Here is an 18,138-nt window from a genome sequence, read left to right as displayed (position 1 = left end):
GGGTGCTGCGAGCCTATCACTTGTTTGTTTCAGGAAGTTACTTGGCTAACGAATTTTTCATTTTGTAAAGGCCGTGAGGCAATGTGCCGCGCGTCGTTCCACCACATAAACCTGTGCACTTGTTAGGTCTACTCTTTGTCAACGCATTGACCTCGATCAATGCCCCTGTCTGAGAGGAGCCGCCCATGTTCGGTTTAGAGGCGTTAGATCTCGCCCGAATGCAATTTGCCTTCACCGTGTCGTTTCACATTCTCTTCCCTGCCGTCACCATCGGCCTTGCCAGCTTCCTGGCGGTGCTCGAAGGGCTGTGGCTGAAGACCAACGAACAGGTCTACCGCGATCTCTACCACTTCTGGTCGAAGATCTTCGCGGTCAATTTCGGCATGGGCGTTGTCTCCGGCCTGGTCATGGCCTATGAGTTCGGGACCAACTGGGGCGGTTTCTCCGACTTCGCCGGTGCCGTCACCGGCCCGCTGCTGACCTACGAAGTGCTCACTGCGTTCTTCCTGGAAGCCGGCTTTCTGGGCGTGATGCTGTTCGGCTGGAACCGGGTCGGGCGGGGGCTGCACTTCTTCGCTACGGTCATGGTGGCCATCGGCACCTTGATCTCGACCTTCTGGATTCTTTCCTCCAACAGTTGGATGCAGACCCCGCAGGGCTACCAGATCGTCGACGGGCGAGTCATCCCGGTCGATTGGTTTGCCGTGGTGTTCAACCCCTCGTTCCCTTACCGCCTGATGCACATGGCCATTGCTGCGTTCGTCGCAACAGCCTTCTTCGTCGGCGCCTCGGCGGCCTGGCACCTGCTGCGCGGCCGCGACAACGCGCCGGTGCGCAAGATGTTCTCGATGGCGATGTGGATGGCGCTGCTGGTGGCCCCAGTGCAGGCCTTCGTGGGCGACATGCATGGCCTGAACACCCTAGAGCATCAACCGGCGAAGATTGCTGCGATCGAGGGGCATTGGGACAACGTGCCGGGTGAGCCCAGCCCGCTAATCCTGTTCGGCTGGCCGGACATGAAAGCCGAAAAGACCCGCTTTGCGCTGGAGGTGCCGTATCTGGGCAGCCTCATCCTCACCCACAGCCTTGACCGGCAGATCCCGGCGCTCAAATCGTTCCCGCCCGAGGACAGGCCTAATTCGACCATCGTGTTCTGGTCGTTCCGGGTAATGGTGGGCCTGGGCCTGCTGATGATCGCGGTGGGGGTGGCCAGTGCCTGGCTACGCTGGCGCGGGACGCTCTATACCTGCAAGCCGTTTTTGCGCGTAGCCCTGTGGATGGGCCCGGCGGGGCTGATCGCCATTCTTGCCGGCTGGTTCACTACCGAGATCGGCCGCCAGCCCTGGGTGGTGTACGGGTTGATGCGCACCGCTGACGCATCTTCCAACCATGACGCTGTGCAGATGAGCATCACCCTTGCGCTGTTCGTGCTGGTGTACTTCTCGCTGTTCGGTGTGGGTTTCGGCTACATGATGCGCCTGGTGCGCAAAGGGCCCAAACCTCACGAAGGCGATGCCCAGCACAGCGGTGGCCCGGGCCAGGCCCGCACACCGGCCCGGCCGATTTCCGCCAGCCACGAACACAAGGAGGCCTGAGCCATGGGCGTCGATCTTTCGCTGATCTGGGCGGTGATCATCATCTTCGGGGTGATGATGTATGTAGTGATGGACGGTTTCGACTTGGGGATCGGGATTCTTTTTCCCTTGGTCAAGGCCGAAGCCGACCGCGATGTAATGATGAACACCGTCGCCCCGGTCTGGGACGGCAACGAAACCTGGCTGGTGTTGGGCGGGGCGGCGCTGTTCGGTGCCTTCCCACTGGCCTACTCGGTGGTGCTCTCTGCGCTGTACCTACCGCTGATTTTCATGCTGCTGGGGCTGATTTTCCGGGGCGTGGCCTTCGAATTTCGCTTCAAGGCCCGGGCCAACAAGCGCCACATCTGGGACAAGGCGTTCATCGGCGGTTCGCTGGCCGCCACCTTCTTCCAGGGCGTAGCGCTGGGGGCGTTCATCGATGGGATTCCGGTGGTCGAGCGGCATTACGCAGGCCCTGCGCTGGGCTGGCTGACGCCGTTCTCGCTGTTCTGTGGCCTGGGCTTGATCGTGGCTTATGCCCTGCTTGGCAGCACCTGGCTGATCATGAAAACCGCCGGCCCGTTGCAGGCGCGCATGCATCAGGTAACTCGGCCGCTGCTACTGGTGCTGCTGGCGGTGATCGGCATCGTCAGCCTGTGGACACCCCTCGCCCATGGTGACATCGCCCAGCGCTGGTTCACCCTGCCGAACCTGTTCTGGTTCCTGCCGGTGCCGCTGCTGGTGCTGGCAACGGTGGCCGGGCTCTGGGTGAGTGTGGGGCGCGGCGCGCACTATTCACCGTTCCTGCTCACGCTGGCGCTGATCTTCCTGGGTTACAGCGGCCTGGGCATCAGCCTGTGGCCGCACATCATTCCGCCTTCGGTCACCATCTGGGATGCCGCCTCGCCGCCCCAGAGCCAGGGCTTCATGCTGGTGGGTACGCTGTTCATCCTGCCGTTCATCCTCGGCTACACCTTCTGGAGCTATTACGTGTTCCGCGGCAAGGTGAGCGCCGAAGATGGCTACCACTGAGGTGAAGGTAATGCCTGAGCGAGCGAAAAAGCCTTTGTGGCAGCGCCTGGGCTGGCTGGCGCTCATCTGGCTAGGCAGTGTGGTGAGCCTGGCATTGGTGGCTGGCCTGATCCGCCTGCTGATGGCAGCCGCGGGGATGCGAACCCACTGAGTGCCATTGCAGGCTGGAACCCAATAGATCTAATAGTTATGCCCGCAGGTGTGAACGCTTAGGCTTGCCTGAGTCCTTCGCCCTGTGAGGCTTCGATGGCTCTAGATTCCTCCTTTCTGCGCTATGCCTGCGTGGGTGTAGCCAACACCCTGTTGCATGCAAGTGCCTTCTTCGCGCTGGTCTACCTGGCTCAGGCGGGCCAAGCCTTGGCCAATACCGTGGCATTTCTGTTTGCCGCGACTTTCAGCTATCTGGCCAATTCGATTTACACCTTCGATGCGCCGCGCTCCCGTCGGGGCTATCTGCTGTTCGTGGGGTTCATGGGTGGGCTGGCCTGGGGCACTGGCTATCTGGCGCAAGGTGCTCAATGGGCGCCGCTGATTACCTTAGTGGTGTTCAGCTTGTTGAGCCTGTGCCTGGGGTATGGGTTTTCCCGCTTCGTGATCTTCAGAGCCAGGGGCAACGCATGCTGATCTCGCTGATTGTGCCGGTCTACAACGAGCGTGATGCCATCCCACTGTTCTATGAGGCAGCCGTGGCAATGTCGCAGAACCAGGCTTTCGACCTGGAACTGGTGTTCGTCGATGACGGCAGCGTCGACGACAGCGCGGCAGCGATACAAGCACTGGTGGCAGCCGATCAGCGCGTGGTGCTGATCAGCTTGAGCCGCAACTTTGGCAAGGAGCCAGCGTTGCTGGCAGGGCTGGATCATTGCCGGGGCGATGCCGTTATCCCGATTGATGTGGATCTGCAAGACCCTGTCGAGCTGGTGCCGCGATTGGTCGAGCGTTGGCTTGAAGGGGCTGATGTCGTGTTGGCCAAGCGGGCCGACCGCCAGGCAGACGGCTGGTTCAAGCGTGTGACTGCCCGGGGCTTCTACCGTGTACTTAACAGGCTAAGCAAAAACCGGTTCGAAGGGGATGTTGGTGATTTCCGCCTGCTTTCGCGCAAGACCGTCGAGCAGATCAAGGCGATGCCCGAGCGCAACCTGTACATGAAAGGCCTCATGCAGTGGGTAGGGGGGCACCAGGCCATTGTCGAATACACGCGGCTGGCCCGGGCTGCCGGCATCTCCAAGTTCAATGGCTGGAAACTCTGGAACCTTGCACTGGAGGGCATTACGTCTTTTTCCACCCTGCCGTTGCGGGTGTGGAGCTACATCGGCCTGGCAATTGCGTGCTCGGCATTGATCTTCGGGGGCTGGATCGTGCTCAAGACACTGATCTGGGGCGACCCTGTTGCTGGTTACCCCTCCCTTATGGCAGCGCTGCTGTTTCTGGGTGGGGTGCAATTGATTGGCATCGGGGTGCTGGGTGAATACATCGGGCGCATCTATACCGAGACTCAATCGCGGCCGCGCTACATCATCGATCACATCGCCCCCCGCCGGGCGGACGGGGCGGCGCCTAGGGAGGAGGAGGCATGAATGGGGCATGGTTGTTCTGGCTGACACGCCAGCGGTTGAGGCCAGGGCAGGTTTGGCTGTTCTTCGGCGCCGCGATGATGTTACACAGCATTCCGCTGTTGATGAATAACTATGCGTACATCGACGACAACGCGCGAGGCTTACTCGCTCTGACGTGGTGGCGCGAAGAAGGGCGCGCCTTCGGCGATTGGCTCATGCACGGGCTGAGCATGACCACTGCTGCGCCCGAGGTGTTTCCCCTGACGCTGTTCGGGGGGATGCTGGCGATGGCCTGGGCCATGTGTACCTTGGCCAGGCGCTGGTTCGGTAACCCGACGCCCATGCAATGCGCCACTCTATTGCCGCTCTGGTACAACCCCTTCTACCTTCAGGTGCTTTCGTACCATTACGACTGCTTCACCGTCAGCGTCGGGATCGCGCTGATGGCGCAAGCGGTGGCCTGGCGGCACAGTTCTCGCCTCTTGCAGTGGGGCGTTCCTTGTGTGCTGGTGGCCGCGAGCCTGAGCACGAACCAACTGACCTTGAACGTTTTTCTGGGGCTTGCATGCGTGGATCTGCTGGTTCGGGCCCTGCGCCAGCCTGTGGCGGCAAGGTTATGGGCCTTGGCGTTGCGCCATCTTTTCACAGTGGCGGCAGGTTGCATCGCCTATGCGCTGACCGGATACCAGACATTGACCCGTGATCGCGGAGGGTTGGTGCTGGGCTCGTTCGCCGATTGGGAACTGCGGGCCCAACTCATAGCCCAGCGGCTGGGCTTGTTTCTTAATCCGGTGGCCGCCGTAGCCTTCGCGCTCGTCGTTCTCGGTGCTTTACTGGGCTTGGCGATCATTTTGCGCAGGGGCTGGAAGCGCCCCCAACGCGTATTGTTCGTGGCGCTCTGCACACTGGCTGTGCTGGGTGCGTTCCTGTCCGTGGGCGGGCTACTGTTTTTTGTCAACGACCCCTACAACGCCCTGGGTGCACGTGCCCTGATGGGGGCCTCGCCCTGGCTGGTTGGCCTGGCATGGCTGGCGTATGTGGGCTGGGTAACGCTGCACAGGGCGCTGGTGCTGCTATTACTGCCTTCTCTATGGTGCTGCCTGGCGTTCGCTTATGCCTATGGCCAGGTCATGCACGACAAACAGAGCCTGGAGCAATTCACGCGAACAGTACTGGGCATGGACCTGCTGGCCCAACCTGCGGTGCAAGCCAGCCGCGAGATCGTCATCCTGCGCGACGGCAATGGCCCCTTGTTCACCCCCAACTGCGTAGCCCAGGCCTGGCCTGCCATGGACTACATCTTCGGCAACCACTACCTGATGCTGCCCGAGCAGCTCACACCCTGGGGCTTCGGTACGGTACGCCTGCGCTACCGCTACAGCGTACCTGCGCTCGGCGAACCGCTGCTGGTGAGACCGTGGTATCGCATCTACGTGCAGGATGGGGTTTCGTATGTGCGCTTTACCGTAAAGGCCGCCCCGGTGGAGTGCCGGGTACAGTGAGTGCCTGGCTCATTTGTAGGCCAGCAGCACTACGAATTTGGGGTTGGCGGCCACCTGTTCTACGCCCCGGAACAGCCGCGCCAATTTGGCGTGATAACCCAAGTGCCGGTTGCCCACGATCAACAGGCCGCCACCGGGCACCAACGCTTCGCGTGCCTGCTGGAACATCCGCCAGGCCAGAAAATCACCCACCACTTGCTGTTGGTGGAATGGCGGGTTGCACAGCACGATATCCAGCGACGCAGCGGGCTGCCCGGCCAGGCCATCGGCGGCGCGGAAGGTGGCGGGGCGGTCGCCCAATGCCGCCTGCCAGTTTTCCTGGGCTGACTGCACCGCCATGTACGACTCATCTACTAGCGTGAACTGCGCTTCGGGGTTCGCCAGCGCGGTAGCGATCGCCAGCACCCCGTTACCGCAGCCAAGGTCGGCGACCTGGGCATCGCCGAGATTGCGTGGCAGGTGTGGCAGCAGCGCGCGGGTGCCGATGTCCAGCCCTTCGCGGCAGAAGACGTTGGCGTGGTTGATCAACTCAAGGGCAGGTTGGTCCAGCCGGTAGCGCGTTGGGTAGGGCGAGGCTTGCTGCGCCTGAGGCACGTAGCGCGACGCCAGCAGGCGCGCCTTCTTGACTGCCAGCGAGGCCTGCATCGGCCCGATCAGATCTTCGAGCAACTGGCCCGCAGACCGGGGCAGGTGTTTGATCATGCCACCGGCGACCACCAGTGCCCCGGGCTTGAGGTGGGCTTGCAGGCGAATGAGCTGCTCCTCCAGCAGTGCCAGGGCCTTGGGGACCTTGATCACGACATGATCGAACAAGCCCTCGAAGGGTGCGCTGGCAGGCAGCAGCGGTAGGCTGTCGAAGGGCCGGCCGTTACGGATGAGGTTCTTGCCCAAGGCGATGGCGGCTAGGTGCGAATCGCCACTGCTGACCACGTCGAAATGCCCCATGAGGCTGGCACCCAGCGCCCCGAAGCCGTCGTTGAGCACCAGCACCCGCGCGGTAGGCGGCAGGTTCTGCTCGGCCAAGTGGGCGAGCAGGTACTCGTCGGCTGCGTCGAACGCGAACAGCGGCTCATCGGCCATCTCGGGGTGGCGGATCAGGTCGAGGGAGGCGAAGGTGCTGGAGAACACGGGCATCAAGGCAGGCTCAGAACGGGCGAAGGCGGATTTTACGAGGTTTTGCCCGATGCCACTACAAAGCGCCGGTGTTTGTCGACGGCCGATTGCGCCACACTAAGGGCATTGTTCCCGGAGGCCCCATGAGCGACGAGAAATTCACCCGGCAAACTCTGCTCGACGTACAAACGCTGACCCCCAGCCTGTTCACCCTGCGCACCACCCGTGACCAGGGTTTTCGCTTCCGTGCCGGGCAGTTCGCGCGGCTGGGCGTCACCAAGGCGGACGGCAGTGTGGTGTGGCGGGCTTATTCGATGGTGTCTTCGCCGCATGATGAATTTCTCGAATTCTTCTCCATCGTGGTACCCGGCGGGGAGTTCACCAGCGAACTGTCACGGCTCAAGCCCGGGGACGAGCTGCTCATCGACCGCCAGGCGTTCGGCTTCCTGACGCTCGATCGCTTCGGCGATGGCCGCGATCTGTGGATGCTGGCTACCGGCACCGGCATCGCGCCCTTCCTGTCGATCCTGCAGGACTTCGAAGCATGGGAGCGTTTCGACCGGCTGCTGTTGGTGTACAGCGCCCGTGAGGGCAAGGAGCTGGCCTATCGCGAGCTGATCGAAGGCCTGGAGCAGCGCGACTACCTGACCGAATACGCCGGCAAGTTGCAGTTCATCCCCTGTGTGAGCCGTGAGCAATACCCCGGCGCGCTGGAGGGGCGCATCACCACGCTCATCGAAAACGGCGGCCTCGAAGCGGCCGCTGGCGTTGCGCTGAGCCCCGAACATTCGCGGGTAATGATCTGCGGCAATCCGCAGATGATCGAAGACACCCGCGCCCTGCTCAAAGCCCGTGACATGCAACTGGCCCTGAGCCGCCGGCCTGGGCAGGTGGCGGTGGAGAACTACTGGTAACTGAACCCAGCCGCGGATCAAGCAGTGCTTGCAGGATCTGCGCGGGCCTGGGCCTGGGCCTGGACCTGGACCTGGGCCTGCGCTTGGCTTGGCGTAATGGGTAGATCATGGGGGCAGTATCTTTCGGCCTGTAAGTTTTTTTGTCCATGTGAATGAGTGCTTCGACCACCGCTTAGCGATATGACACTGTATAGATCGGCGTAGGCTAAGTACGAGAATACTTACAACCAACAAAGACTCAGAAAGCCAATGTTTTGATCCTGTGCTTGGTCTTCTTTATCCGTAGCCCCCCCCCCAACAAGCTACAAGGTTTTTTATAAAGCCTGAGCGTTCAGGAGCGATGTCTATCATGACCTGGTTGGGAAAATTCCCTTCTTTTTAAATGTTATGGCCGGCTGGAATCGCTTGCGATTAACCTGTGTTCCGTCACTGTTGTGATATCAGCGAAAACCCAAAACGTTCGAGGGATTCCTTTGGACAAGCTGTCGGCGATCGACCACAAGCCCTCTCAAGAAAATTCGCAGGCTGGGAAAGATCTGATCGCAAAAAATCCGAGGGCTCGGGAATTCTGAAAATTTCGACTGATTTTATGATTTTGACCTTCCCTCAAGCGGAGCGTCCCTGAAGAACGTTGTACTTCAAACCACCCTCAGGCACGTTGTCGACCGCCGAGGACGGCAAAGACTGCGTAGCGGTTTTGGTGAATGTCACCGCCAACCACCCGCAAGCCACTTGGAAGGGCCGCGCCATAACACCCGCGGCAAGCCGGGCCGGCTAATGGATGCGCTTAATTCAGTGCTGGCGCCGAACTGATCCGCCCGGTTGCCAACTCCTTTCACTTAGCCCAGGGCCTTTTATGCTGGATATCCTTCGTGCCACACCGCTGTGGGTGTATGCGGTGTTCTTCATAGTGACCTACTACGGGATCCTTGCCTGCTTCAAAAATGAGGAAACCAAACGCTCACTGATACTGACGCCGGCAATCTTCATCGCTCTCTCTTTAACGTCGTTGAAGTTTTCCCAGGGCGTTGCCTTGCCGCTATTGATCTATGCCACGGCACTGCTGGCCGGGGGCGGGATAGCGCAGTACCTGTACACCTATCGCACAGCCGAACACGACGGTGAGCGGTTAATCATTGCCGGCACCGTTAAAGTGCTGATCGTCTATTGGGCCTTTTTCGCCTGGCGTTACTACAGCGGTTATGAAGCCGCAGTGCATCCAGAACAGGCCGATGCGCTGTTCGCCGTCGCCTCCTCCTCCCTAGCCGCCGGCTTGATCAATGGCTTGATCTTAGGGCGTAGCGTACGGCTACTGCGCTTCTTCAAACCTGGCAGCGCTAACCTGGTAGCCCCGCGATGAGTGCCAATGCGGGCCACGGGATGGCCTTTGGCGACCCCACGCCCCCTACCTGGACCTGTGCCTGCCGATCGCCTGGGTAACCCAAAAAAGCATCAGCCCGGTGATCGAAGACCGGTTGACCCCTTAAGTAGAGCGCTAAGGCACCGTGGTGATATTGGTCGAGCTGCTGAACTAATTCGCGGTGCGGTACGTTCGAGAGGCTATGGCTATCTTTCCTGCGGCGGGTTTCTGACCCTAGCATTCGCACACTTGCGTGCGCTAAACGACACGCAGGGGCCTCAACTATCAGTCAATACAATGATGTTCTTGATTCTGCTGCCATGCTTCTACGTATTTGAGCCAGACGCTCCTGACCTCGCAGTGTATGTCAATGCGCAAAGCGCCGTGCTGTTGGCTGCAGCCCTGTTGTTATCCATCAGGATATGGAAAGTTAAGAGGGCGGATGGGATGCGTTTGCGCGGCACTTCCTGACTACGCAAACGCAACTCCCTGTCAGCCGGGCACCGGGATCAATGATCGGGCACCCGCCTGCCGGGTTGGCTTTACAGGCTGGGCGGTACTTTACTCGCCTGCGCCTTCAAAATATCCCGAATATCCGTCAACAACACTTCCTCCTTGCTCGGCGCCGGTGGCAACGTAGGCGCCTTGGCCTCTTCGCGTTTGAGCTTGTTGATCGCCTTAACGCCCACGAAGATCGCGAACGCGACGATGATGAAGTCGACGATGGTCTGGATGAACTTGCCGTAGGCCAGCACCACCGCCGGTGCGGTGCCCTCGGCTGGCCGCAGGGTGATGGCAAGGTCGGTGAAGTTGATGCCGCCGATCAGCAGCCCCAGCGGCGGCATGATGATGTCGCCGACGAACGAGGACACGATCTTGCCGAAGGCCGCGCCGATGATGATACCCACGGCCAGGTCGACCACGTTGCCTTTGACCGCGAAGGCCTTGAACTCTTGAAGAAAGCTCATGCTTTTACCCCCAGTAACAAAATTTAGTGTGCACGCAGTGTAATCCACAGGCTAATACCCTGCGCCTCTTGAAGTGACAGGGCTTGGCCGCAATAGTTTGCTTCGATCAACCGCCGTGTTTGACCGGTTAGCGGGTTATCATGGTGCCCTTTTGCGAAAAAAACGGAGGCGGGCATGGCCAAGGCCAAGCGCATGTACGGCTGCACCGAGTGCGGCGCGACCTTTCCCAAGTGGGCAGGGCAGTGCGGTGAGTGCGGCGCCTGGAACACCCTGGTCGAAACCTTGGTGGAAAATACGCCCACTGCCGCTACCGGGCGCGCCGGCTGGGCGGGCGACCAGGCACAGCTCAAGACCCTGGCCGAAGTTAGCATCGAAGAGATCCCCCGTTTCAGCACCGCGTCGGCCGAGCTTGATCGCGTACTTGGCGGCGGCCTGGTGGATGGGTCGGTGGTGCTGATCGGTGGCGACCCCGGCATCGGTAAATCTACCATCCTGTTGCAGACCCTCTGCGCCCTGGCCGCGCGAATGCCGGCGCTGTACGTGACCGGCGAGGAATCCCAGCAGCAGGTGGCCATGCGCGCCCGCCGCCTGGCGTTGCCGCAAGACAAGCTCAAGGTAATGACCGAAACCTCCATCGAGCAGATCATCGCCACCGCACGCCACGAAAAACCCAAGGTGATGGTGATCGACTCGATCCAGACCATCTTCACCGAACAGTTGCAGTCAGCCCCCGGTGGGGTGGCGCAGGTGCGCGAGAGCACGGCGCTGCTGGTGCGCTTCGCTAAACAGACCGGCACGGCGATTTTTCTGGTGGGGCACGTCACCAAGGAAGGCTCGCTGGCAGGCCCGCGGGTGCTGGAGCACATGGTCGATACGGTGCTGTATTTCGAGGGCGAGTCCGACGGCCGCCTGCGCCTGCTGCGTGCGGTCAAGAACCGTTTCGGCGCGGTCAATGAGCTGGGGGTGTTCGGCATGACCGACCGCGGCTTGAAGGAGGTCTCCAACCCTTCGGCGATCTTCCTCAGCCGGGCGCAGGAGGAAATCGCCGGCAGCGTGGTGATGGCCACCTGGGAAGGCACGCGCCCGATGCTGGTCGAGGTGCAGGCGCTGGTGGATGACAGCCACCTGGCCAACCCTCGCCGGGTGACCCTGGGCCTGGACCAGAACCGCCTCGCCATGCTGCTGGCGGTGCTGCATCGCCACGGCGGTATTCCCACCCACGATCAGGATGTGTTTCTCAACGTGGTGGGCGGGGTGAAGGTGCTGGAGACCGCGTCGGACCTGGCGCTGATGGCGGCGGTGATGTCCAGCCTGCGCAATCGGCCACTGCCCCATGGGCTGTTGGTGTTCGGCGAAGTGGGGTTGTCGGGTGAAGTGCGCCCGGTGCCCAGCGGCCAGGAGCGCCTGAAGGAAGCCGCCAAGCATGGTTTCAAGCGTGCCATCGTGCCCCAGGCCAACGCCCCGAAGGAGGCGCCCCCTGGCCTGGAGATCGTGGCGGTCACGCGCTTGGAACAGGCGCTCGATGCCCTGTTCGAATAACCTGACCCTCTTTTGCCAACGCCAGGAGCGACCATGAACCAACGCCCTCTCATCAAAGCCGTGATCTTCGACATGGACGGCCTGCTGCTCGACACCGAGGGCATCTACACCGAAGTCACGCAGATCATCGCCGGGCGATATGGCAAGACCTTCGGTTGGGAGCACAAGCAGCACATCATCGGCCGTGGCTCACGTGACCTGGCCACCTACGTGGTGGAAAACCTCGGCCTGCCGATCTCGGTGGACGAGTTCCTGGAGGTGCGCAAACCGCTGATGGTCGAGCGTTTCCCCGCCGCGCTGGGCATGCCGGGGGCCGAGGCGCTGGTGCGGCACCTGAAGGCCCACGGTATTCCGGTCGCGGTCGGTACCAGCTCCTCGAGCGGCTATTTCGAACTCAAAACGGCGCAGCACAAGGAATGGTTCGCGTTGTTCGACACCATCGTCACCGCCGACGACCCGGAAGTGACCGCCGCCAAGCCGGCGCCGGATATCTTCCTCACCGCCGCCCGGCGCCTGGGAGTGGCGCCGGCCGATTGCCTGGTGTTCGAGGATTCGCCCTTTGGCGTGACGGCGGCCAAAGCGGCCGGTATGTATGCACTGGCGGTTCCGGATTCGGCGATGGACCCGGAGAAGTACACTCACGCCGATGGTAGGCTCGAAAGCCTGCTGGCGTTCGAGCCAGAGCAGTGGGGGCTACCAGCCTTGGATTAAGGGGCAGGGGCCACCAACGCTCCCAGCTCACGCTCAAGCTCCGCAGGGTCGCCCAAGTTGAGCTCCACCAGCCTGCGCAAATGGGTGGCCGACTCGATATCGATCTGCGCGCACTGGAACCCCAAATGCTCGCCTTCATCGTGAGCGAGGGTCACCTCCATCTTCACCATCGCCTGGTTGCCCAGGTCGATTTGCGCACCGAACGGCTGGCTGGCGTCGCCAGCCCAGTCGTCCGGCCGCTGCACCAGCAGCCCCTTCAGTGAAATGTCCAGCAACTGCACAGGCCAGGTGGCACCGCCCTGTGCGATCAGGGTGGGCTTGTCGAAACCGATGCGGGTGAAACGACGGCGTTCTTGGCTCATTTGAAACACTCCTTGGCGTTGGCTGACTATAGCCCAGTTGTAGGGCAGGCGCGGCAACCGGCACGAGCCGCTCTAGACCAACGTGGGGATGAGATTTCCTTCGAGTCTGGCTAGACTCACGGCGTGGTCCTCGAAAACCCCTCTGCCGGATAAAAATAACTATGAAGAACACAGCAAGCCCAGCCCGCCATTTACCATGGCTCGCGCTGGCGGTGATAGGAGCCTGTGCCCTTGGCGTGGTCGCTTTGCGCCGGGGTGAATCAATCAATGCCTTGTGGATCGTGGTCGCGGCGGTCGCGCTGTACCTGGTCGCGTACCGTTACTACAGCCTGTTCATCGCCAACAAGGTGATGCAACTCGACCCTCGCCGAGCGACGCCAGCGGTGGTCAACAACGACGGGCTCGACTATGTGCCCACCAATAAACATATTCTGTTCGGCCACCATTTCGCGGCCATCGCCGGTGCCGGGCCATTGGTCGGCCCTGTACTGGCGGCTCAGATGGGCTACCTGCCCGGTACCTTGTGGTTGATCGCCGGGGTTGTGTTTGCCGGCGCCGTGCAAGACTTCGTGGTGCTGTTCCTTTCTACGCGCCGCAACGGCCGCTCGCTCGGCGACATGGTGCGCGAGGAAATGGGCCAGATCCCGGGCACCATTGCGCTGTTCGGGTGCTTCCTGATCATGATCATCATCCTTGCGGTGCTGGCGCTGATCGTGGTCAAAGCCTTGGCCGAAAGCCCATGGGGTGTGTTCACGGTCATGGCGACCATCCCGATCGCGGTGTTCATGGGCGTCTACATGCGCTACATCCGCCCCGGCCGTATCGGTGAAATCTCGTTGATCGGCGTGGTGCTGTTGCTGCTGTCAATCTACCTGGGTGGCCAGGTGGCGGCCGACCCCACCTGGGCCAAAGCCTTCACTTTCACTGGCGTGCAGATCACCTGGATGCTGATCGGCTACGGCTTTGTGGCCGCCGTGCTGCCGGTGTGGCTGATCCTCGCCCCGCGTGACTACCTCTCTACCTTCCTCAAGATCGGCACCATCATCGCCCTGGCGATCGGCATCCTGATCACCATGCCAGAGCTGAAGATGCCGGCCCTGACCCAGTTCACCGACGGCACCGGCCCGGTATGGAAGGGCACGCTGTTCCCGTTCCTGTTCATCACCATCGCCTGCGGCGCGGTGTCGGGCTTCCACGCGCTGATTTCCTCGGGCACTACGCCCAAGCTGCTGGACAACGAAGTCAACGCCCGCTACATCGGCTACGGCGGCATGCTGATGGAGTCATTTGTGGCGATCATGGCGATGGTGGCAGCTTCGGTGATCGAGCCGGGCGTTTACTTTGCGATGAACAGCCCTGCTGCCGTGGTGGGTACCGATGTCACATCGGTGGCCGCAGCGGTGAGCAGCTGGGGCTTTACCATCACCCCGGATGCACTGCAGGCGGTGGCTAACGATATCGGTGAGCACACCATCCTGGCGCGCGCCGGCGGTGCGCCCACGCTGGCGGTGGGCATCGCTCAAATCCTTCATCAGGTGCTGCCTGGCCAGAACACCATGGCTTTCTGGTACCACTTCGCGATCTTGTTCGAAGCCCTGTTCATCCTGACCGCTGTAGACGCGGGTACACGCGCCGGTCGCTTCATGCTGCAAGACCTGCTCGGCACCTTCGTTCCGTCGCTCAAGCGCACCGAATCCTGGGGCGCGAACATGGTGGGTACCGCAGGGTGCGTGGCCTTGTGGGGTTACCTGCTGTATCAGGGTGTGGTCGATCCGCTGGGGGGCATCAACACCTTGTGGCCGCTGTTCGGTATCTCCAATCAGATGCTGGCCGGCATTGCCCTGATGCTTGGCACTGTCGTGTTGATCAAGATGAAGCGCGAGCGCTACGTGTGGGTGACGCTGCTGCCTGCTCTGTGGCTGCTGATCTGCACCACCGCTGCGGGCCTGATCAAGCTGCTCGACCCGAGCCCAGCCGTGGGCTTCCTGGCCTTGGCCCGCAAATACAGCGATGCGCTGGCCGCCGGCCAGGTGCTGGCGCCGGCCAAGAGCGCCGAGCAGATGCATCAGGTGATGGTCAACGCCTACACCAATGCCACGCTGACGGTGCTGTTCCTGGTGGTGGTGTTCAGCGTGCTGATTTTCGCCCTGCGCACCGGCTACAAGGCGCTGGGCCGCAAGGAACGCACTGACAAAGAAGCGCCGTTCCAGGCGCTAGGGGGCCAACAATGAGGGGCGCGGCGCATGTTCAATGACCTGGGCAAGCTGGGCAAGTACCTCGGCCAGGCGGCTCGGCTGATGGTGGGCATGCCTGACTACGACAACTACGTGGAGCACATGAGCACAAAGCACCCTGACCAGCCGGTGATGAGCTACGAGGCGTTCTTCCGGGAACGCCAGGAAGCACGCTACGGTGGAGGTAAGGGCTCGCCGCGCTGCTGCTGACGTTCGTTCACCTTCGCTGCGGCCAGTGGATGCTGGCCGCAGCGTTTTCATGCCTGGAGGTTTCGTGAACCCGATCCCTGTCACCATTCTCAGCGGCTTTCTCGGTGCGGGTAAAACCACCTTGTTGCGCTACCTGCTCAAGGCCGAGCATGGCCTGAAGCTGGCTGTTATCGAAAACGAATTCGCCGAAACCGGCATCGATACCGAATTGCTCGGGGACGATGCGGTGCAGGTGCTGACCCTGGCCAACGGCTGTGTCTGCTGCAGCGTCAACTCCGACCTCACAAAAGGCCTGCGTTTTCTACTACAGCGCCTGGACAGCGGGGCCATCCATTTCGAGCGGCTGGTCATCGAATGCACAGGGCTGGCAGACCCCGCGCCCGTGACGCAGACTTTCTTCACCGATGAGGACATCCGCGAGCGCTACCTGCTCGATGGGGTCGTCACGTTGGTAGACGCCGCTCATGCCGAGGAGCACCTGAAACAGACGATCGCCCAGGCCCAGGTAGGGTTCGCCGACCGCTTGCTGGTGAGCAAAACCGACTTGGTCAGCCCTGAAACCTTCGCGGCCTTGAGCGCACGGCTGGGGCGCATCAACCCGCGCGCGCCCATCCGCGTGGTCGAGCACGGCGAAATCGACCTTCCGGAGCTGCTCGACATTCGCGGTTTCAATCTCAATGCCGATGTCGGCTCAGGCTTGACGTTCAAGCCTGTGGCCAAAGGCGTGAGCCATGATCGAATCCGCAGCCTGGTGTTGCGCCGAGGGGCGCCGCTGGATATCGACCGCCTTAGCGACTTCATGAATCAACTGCTGGAAGACCACGGCCGGCAATTGCTGCGCTACAAGGGTGTATTGAATATTCAGGGGGAAGATCGGCGCCTGGTGTTCCAGGGCGTGCTCAAGCTTTATGGCTTCGATTGGGACCGCGCTTGGGAAGAGGGCCAGGCGCGGGAAAGCGTGATTGTGTTCATCGGGGATGAACTGCCCGAAGAGCAGATACGTATCGCTTTCGAGCAGCTTTAACCCAGCCAGTCGACTTCACGCTCGATGATATTCAGGGTCAACGTGGCCGCAGGGTCGGTTTTGGTGGCTTGAAGAAAGCCGCCTATACCGATCCCGATGCCCAGCATGGCCAACGTGCTCCCGCTGCTGCTTTTCTCAAGATGAATCTGGCTGTTGGCATCCAACTCGGCGAGCGTGCACGGGGTGCCGCCTTCGCCAGCGCGTAGAACTGCCCACAGGCTAGGGTCTTGCCCCACGACCGCCTGTGCCTGAGGCAGGTTGCCGGGGCGATAGATGCCTTGGCCATGGTGCTCGCCATTGCGGACGTAAAGCCGATACAGGCCTTGCACATGTCTGAAGTAGAACGTGGTGGCAACGGGCTCGGAGGCAAGGTGAAAATCGATCAGGCCGACCGCGCGATCCTCTTGCCAAGCGTGGTCTGGGCCGATGAGTATGCCCAGAGCTTTGGCCAACTCTACGAGCTGCAGAGTATAGGGGTGGATGATCGTCATAGGGCCCGTGGTGTGCTCACTCAGAATGCACACGGGGTGTTGATCCAGATGCAACGTGGCGGTGAAGGAAAGTGATATATCGTTTTGCATGTGCCGGCTCCGTCTGAAGAATGCGAAATCGCGACGGGGAGGCTAGGGCAGGGTTGCACGCAGGCTAAGCGGGAAGGGCATCCGAGGCAGGCGCCCCGTATGCAAAGCCCGGCGCGAGGCCGGGCTTTGGTGTGCGATTGCGAGGTGCTTAGTTGCCGTAGACCGGCAGCTTTTTGCAGATATCAGCGACCTTGCTGCGAACGGCGTCGATCACCGCTTCGTTGTTCAGGTCTTCGAGGATGTCGCAAATCCAGCCGGCCAGCTCGCGGCATTCGGTTTCCTTGAAGCCACGGGTGGTGACTGCCGGGGTGCCGAAGCGCAGGCCGGAGGTGACGAACGGGGAGCGCGGGTCGTTGGGCACCGAGTTCTTGTTCACGGTGATGTGGGCGCGGCCCAAGGCGGCGTCAGCATCTTTACCGGAAATGTCCTTGCTGATCAGTGACAGCAGGAACAGATGGTTCTCGGTACCGCCAGATACCACGTCAAAACCGCGCTGGATGAACACTTCGGCCATGGCTTGGGCGTTCTTGACCACTTGCTGCTGATACTGCTTGAACTCAGGCTGCAGCGCTTCCTTGAAGCATACGGCCTTGGCTGCGATCACGTGCTCCAGCGGGCCACCCTGGGCACCTGGGAACACGGCCGAGTTGAGCTTCTTCTCGATCTCTTCGTTCTTCTTCGCCAGGATCAGGCCGCCACGCGGGCCGCGCAGGGTCTTGTGGGTGGTGGTGGTGACCACGTCGGCAAACGGAATCGGGTTGGGGTACACGCCTGCAGCGACCAGGCCAGCCACGTGAGCCATGTCGACGAACAGGTAGGCACCTACCTTGTCGGCGATGGCGCGGAAGCGGGCGAAATCGAGCTTTTGCGAATAGGCCGAGAAACCGGCAACGATCATTTTTGGCTTATGCTCGACCGCCAGGCGCTCGACCTCGTCGTAGTCGATCAAGCCGTTGCCGTCGATGCCGTACTGCACGGCATTGTAGAGTTTGCCTGAGGAAGACACCGACGCACCGTGGGTCAGGTGGCCGCCGTGGGCCAGGCTCATGCCCAGGATGGTGTCGCCCGCCTGCAGCAGCGCCAGGTAAACGGCGGCGTTGGCCTGGGAGCCAGCATGTGGCTGAACGTTGGCGTAGTCAGCGCCGAACAGTTCCTTGGCGCGGTCGATGGCCAACTGCTCGACGACGTCTACGTACTCGCAACCCCCGTAGTAGCGCTTGCCTGGGTAACCCTCGGCGTACTTGTTGGTCAGCGCTGAGCCTTGGGCTTCCATCACCGCGGGGCTGGTGTAGTTCTCCGAGGCGATCAGCTCGATGTGCTCTTCCTGGCGGCGAGCTTCCTGTTCCATGGCGGCGAACAGGTCGGCGTCAAACTTGGCAAGGGTCAAATCACGGCTGAACATGGGCGGTCCTCGGGGATCGGCAGTGGTAATAAGGCGCGCATTCTAACCGATTCACC

At 61.4% G+C, this 18,138-nt stretch carries 18 protein-coding genes; 13 read left to right on the top strand and 5 right to left on the bottom strand.

The annotated features are described in order from the left end of the window. The first annotated feature begins 185 nt into the window (after positions 1-185). The 6 genes from F474_RS18305 to F474_RS18280 all read left to right on the top strand — a co-directional run bounded on the left by F474_RS18305 (position 186) and on the right by F474_RS18280 (position 5,664). A complete protein-coding gene (locus F474_RS18305) occupies positions 186-1,595 on the top strand; it encodes a cytochrome ubiquinol oxidase subunit I (RefSeq protein ID WP_097087285.1) in 1,410 nt (469 codons plus the stop codon). Between the two features lie 3 nt (positions 1,596-1,598). After that, the gene (cydB, locus tag F474_RS18300; protein WP_097087287.1) at positions 1,599-2,606 is read left to right on the top strand and encodes a cytochrome d ubiquinol oxidase subunit II; all 1,008 of its coding nucleotides are present in this window, start codon (positions 1,599-1,601) and stop codon (positions 2,604-2,606) included. After that, the gene (locus F474_RS18295; RefSeq protein ID WP_097087289.1) at positions 2,593-2,757 is read left to right on the top strand and encodes a DUF2474 domain-containing protein; all 165 of its coding nucleotides are present in this window, start codon (positions 2,593-2,595) and stop codon (positions 2,755-2,757) included. Before cydB ends, F474_RS18295 begins: the two co-directional genes overlap by 14 nt. Before the next feature lie 95 nt (positions 2,758-2,852). Then, positions 2,853-3,230 carry a GtrA family protein gene (locus F474_RS18290; RefSeq protein WP_097087291.1) on the top strand — a complete coding sequence of 126 codons (378 nt, stop codon included), beginning with the start codon at positions 2,853-2,855 and terminating at the stop codon, positions 3,228-3,230. Beyond that, on the top strand, positions 3,224-4,183 hold the full coding sequence (locus tag F474_RS18285; protein WP_097087293.1) for a glycosyltransferase family 2 protein: 960 nt from the start codon (positions 3,224-3,226) through the stop codon (positions 4,181-4,183). The genes F474_RS18290 and F474_RS18285 overlap by 7 nt, the downstream gene beginning before the upstream one ends. Beyond that, entirely contained in the window at positions 4,180-5,664 is a 1,485-nt protein-coding gene (locus tag F474_RS18280; RefSeq protein ID WP_097087295.1) for a glucosyltransferase domain-containing protein, read from the top strand. The genes F474_RS18285 and F474_RS18280 overlap by 4 nt, the downstream gene beginning before the upstream one ends. A 9-nt stretch (positions 5,665-5,673) precedes the next feature. On the opposite strand, the gene F474_RS18275 is transcribed toward F474_RS18280, so the two are convergent. After that, entirely contained in the window at positions 5,674-6,798 is a 1,125-nt protein-coding gene (locus F474_RS18275; protein ID WP_097087297.1) for a methyltransferase, read from the bottom strand. Between the two features lie 122 nt (positions 6,799-6,920). On the opposite strand from F474_RS18275, the gene F474_RS18270 reads away from it, so the two are divergent. Then, positions 6,921-7,691, top strand: a complete 771-nt coding sequence (locus tag F474_RS18270) for a ferredoxin--NADP reductase (RefSeq protein ID WP_097087298.1) — start codon at positions 6,921-6,923, stop codon at positions 7,689-7,691. Between the two features lie 856 nt (positions 7,692-8,547). Beyond that, the gene (locus tag F474_RS18265; RefSeq protein WP_097087300.1) at positions 8,548-9,051 is read left to right on the top strand and encodes a hypothetical protein; all 504 of its coding nucleotides are present in this window, start codon (positions 8,548-8,550) and stop codon (positions 9,049-9,051) included. A gap of 542 nt (positions 9,052-9,593) precedes the next feature. On the opposite strand, the gene mscL is transcribed toward F474_RS18265, so the two are convergent. Further along, positions 9,594-10,019, bottom strand: coding sequence for a large-conductance mechanosensitive channel protein MscL (gene mscL, locus F474_RS18260; RefSeq protein ID WP_097087303.1), 426 nt, complete (start codon positions 10,017-10,019; stop codon positions 9,594-9,596). A gap of 174 nt (positions 10,020-10,193) precedes the next feature. Between mscL and radA the strand changes: the two genes are divergently transcribed. Together radA and F474_RS18250 are read left to right on the top strand one after the other, a co-directional pair. After that, the gene (gene radA / locus F474_RS18255) at positions 10,194-11,558 is read left to right on the top strand and encodes a DNA repair protein RadA (RefSeq protein ID WP_097087305.1); all 1,365 of its coding nucleotides are present in this window, start codon (positions 10,194-10,196) and stop codon (positions 11,556-11,558) included. A gap of 33 nt (positions 11,559-11,591) precedes the next feature. Beyond that, positions 11,592-12,269: an HAD-IA family hydrolase gene (locus F474_RS18250; protein ID WP_097087307.1), complete on the top strand. Its 678-nt coding sequence runs from the start codon at positions 11,592-11,594 to the stop codon at positions 12,267-12,269. Here F474_RS18250 and F474_RS18245 read toward each other — a convergent pair. Next, complete coding sequence (locus F474_RS18245) at positions 12,266-12,631, bottom strand: PilZ domain-containing protein (protein ID WP_097087309.1); 366 nt, start codon at positions 12,629-12,631, stop codon at positions 12,266-12,268. The genes F474_RS18250 and F474_RS18245 overlap by 4 nt on opposite strands. A 161-nt stretch (positions 12,632-12,792) precedes the next feature. Here F474_RS18245 and F474_RS18240 point away from each other — a divergent pair, with 161 nt between their 5' ends. From F474_RS18240 to yjiA, 3 genes are read left to right on the top strand one after another with little or no spacing between them, the layout of a single operon-like run. Next, positions 12,793-14,862, top strand: coding sequence for a carbon starvation CstA family protein (locus tag F474_RS18240; protein ID WP_097087311.1), 2,070 nt, complete (start codon positions 12,793-12,795; stop codon positions 14,860-14,862). Between the two features lie 12 nt (positions 14,863-14,874). Next, on the top strand, positions 14,875-15,075 hold the full coding sequence (locus tag F474_RS18235; RefSeq protein WP_097087313.1) for a YbdD/YjiX family protein: 201 nt from the start codon (positions 14,875-14,877) through the stop codon (positions 15,073-15,075). A 49-nt stretch (positions 15,076-15,124) separates the two neighbouring features. Further along, on the top strand, positions 15,125-16,099 hold the full coding sequence (gene yjiA / locus F474_RS18230) for a GTPase (protein WP_097087683.1): 975 nt from the start codon (positions 15,125-15,127) through the stop codon (positions 16,097-16,099). Here the strand turns inward: yjiA and F474_RS18225 are convergent. Both F474_RS18225 and glyA read right to left on the bottom strand, forming a co-directional pair. Further along, positions 16,096-16,680, bottom strand: a complete 585-nt coding sequence (locus tag F474_RS18225; RefSeq protein WP_097087314.1) for a hypothetical protein — start codon at positions 16,678-16,680, stop codon at positions 16,096-16,098. The two genes, yjiA and F474_RS18225, sit on opposite strands and share 4 nt — an antisense overlap. 148 nt (positions 16,681-16,828) lie before the next feature. After that, positions 16,829-18,082 (bottom strand): serine hydroxymethyltransferase, encoded by a 1,254-nt coding sequence (glyA, locus tag F474_RS18220; protein WP_097087316.1) that lies wholly within the window; start codon positions 18,080-18,082, stop codon positions 16,829-16,831. Positions 18,083-18,138 lie beyond the last annotated feature (56 nt).

This window comes from Pseudomonas sp. URIL14HWK12:I12, assembly GCF_003097135.1.
Lineage (GTDB): Bacteria > Pseudomonadota > Gammaproteobacteria > Pseudomonadales > Pseudomonadaceae > Aquipseudomonas.
The sequence above is the reverse complement of the archived record's forward strand: the minus strand, read 5'-3'. Positions and strand labels throughout refer to the sequence as shown.

Coding starts and splice junctions, on each gene's coding strand:
- F474_RS18305 (WP_097087285.1), top strand. CDS start 186: ATGTTCGGTTTAGAGGCGTTAGATCTCGCCCGAATGCAATTTGCCTTC.
- cydB (WP_097087287.1), top strand. CDS start 1,599: ATGGGCGTCGATCTTTCGCTGATCTGGGCGGTGATCATCATCTTCGGG.
- F474_RS18295 (WP_097087289.1), top strand. CDS start 2,593: ATGGCTACCACTGAGGTGAAGGTAATGCCTGAGCGAGCGAAAAAGCCT.
- F474_RS18290 (WP_097087291.1), top strand. CDS start 2,853: ATGGCTCTAGATTCCTCCTTTCTGCGCTATGCCTGCGTGGGTGTAGCC.
- F474_RS18285 (WP_097087293.1), top strand. CDS start 3,224: ATGCTGATCTCGCTGATTGTGCCGGTCTACAACGAGCGTGATGCCATC.
- F474_RS18280 (WP_097087295.1), top strand. CDS start 4,180: ATGAATGGGGCATGGTTGTTCTGGCTGACACGCCAGCGGTTGAGGCCA.
- F474_RS18275 (WP_097087297.1), bottom strand. CDS start 6,798: ATGCCCGTGTTCTCCAGCACCTTCGCCTCCCTCGACCTGATCCGCCAC.
- F474_RS18270 (WP_097087298.1), top strand. CDS start 6,921: ATGAGCGACGAGAAATTCACCCGGCAAACTCTGCTCGACGTACAAACG.
- F474_RS18265 (WP_097087300.1), top strand. CDS start 8,548: ATGCTGGATATCCTTCGTGCCACACCGCTGTGGGTGTATGCGGTGTTC.
- mscL (WP_097087303.1), bottom strand. CDS start 10,019: ATGAGCTTTCTTCAAGAGTTCAAGGCCTTCGCGGTCAAAGGCAACGTG.
- radA (WP_097087305.1), top strand. CDS start 10,194: ATGGCCAAGGCCAAGCGCATGTACGGCTGCACCGAGTGCGGCGCGACC.
- F474_RS18250 (WP_097087307.1), top strand. CDS start 11,592: ATGAACCAACGCCCTCTCATCAAAGCCGTGATCTTCGACATGGACGGC.
- F474_RS18245 (WP_097087309.1), bottom strand. CDS start 12,631: ATGAGCCAAGAACGCCGTCGTTTCACCCGCATCGGTTTCGACAAGCCC.
- F474_RS18240 (WP_097087311.1), top strand. CDS start 12,793: ATGAAGAACACAGCAAGCCCAGCCCGCCATTTACCATGGCTCGCGCTG.
- F474_RS18235 (WP_097087313.1), top strand. CDS start 14,875: ATGTTCAATGACCTGGGCAAGCTGGGCAAGTACCTCGGCCAGGCGGCT.
- yjiA (WP_097087683.1), top strand. CDS start 15,125: ATGCCTGGAGGTTTCGTGAACCCGATCCCTGTCACCATTCTCAGCGGC.
- F474_RS18225 (WP_097087314.1), bottom strand. CDS start 16,680: ATGCAAAACGATATATCACTTTCCTTCACCGCCACGTTGCATCTGGAT.
- glyA (WP_097087316.1), bottom strand. CDS start 18,082: ATGTTCAGCCGTGATTTGACCCTTGCCAAGTTTGACGCCGACCTGTTC.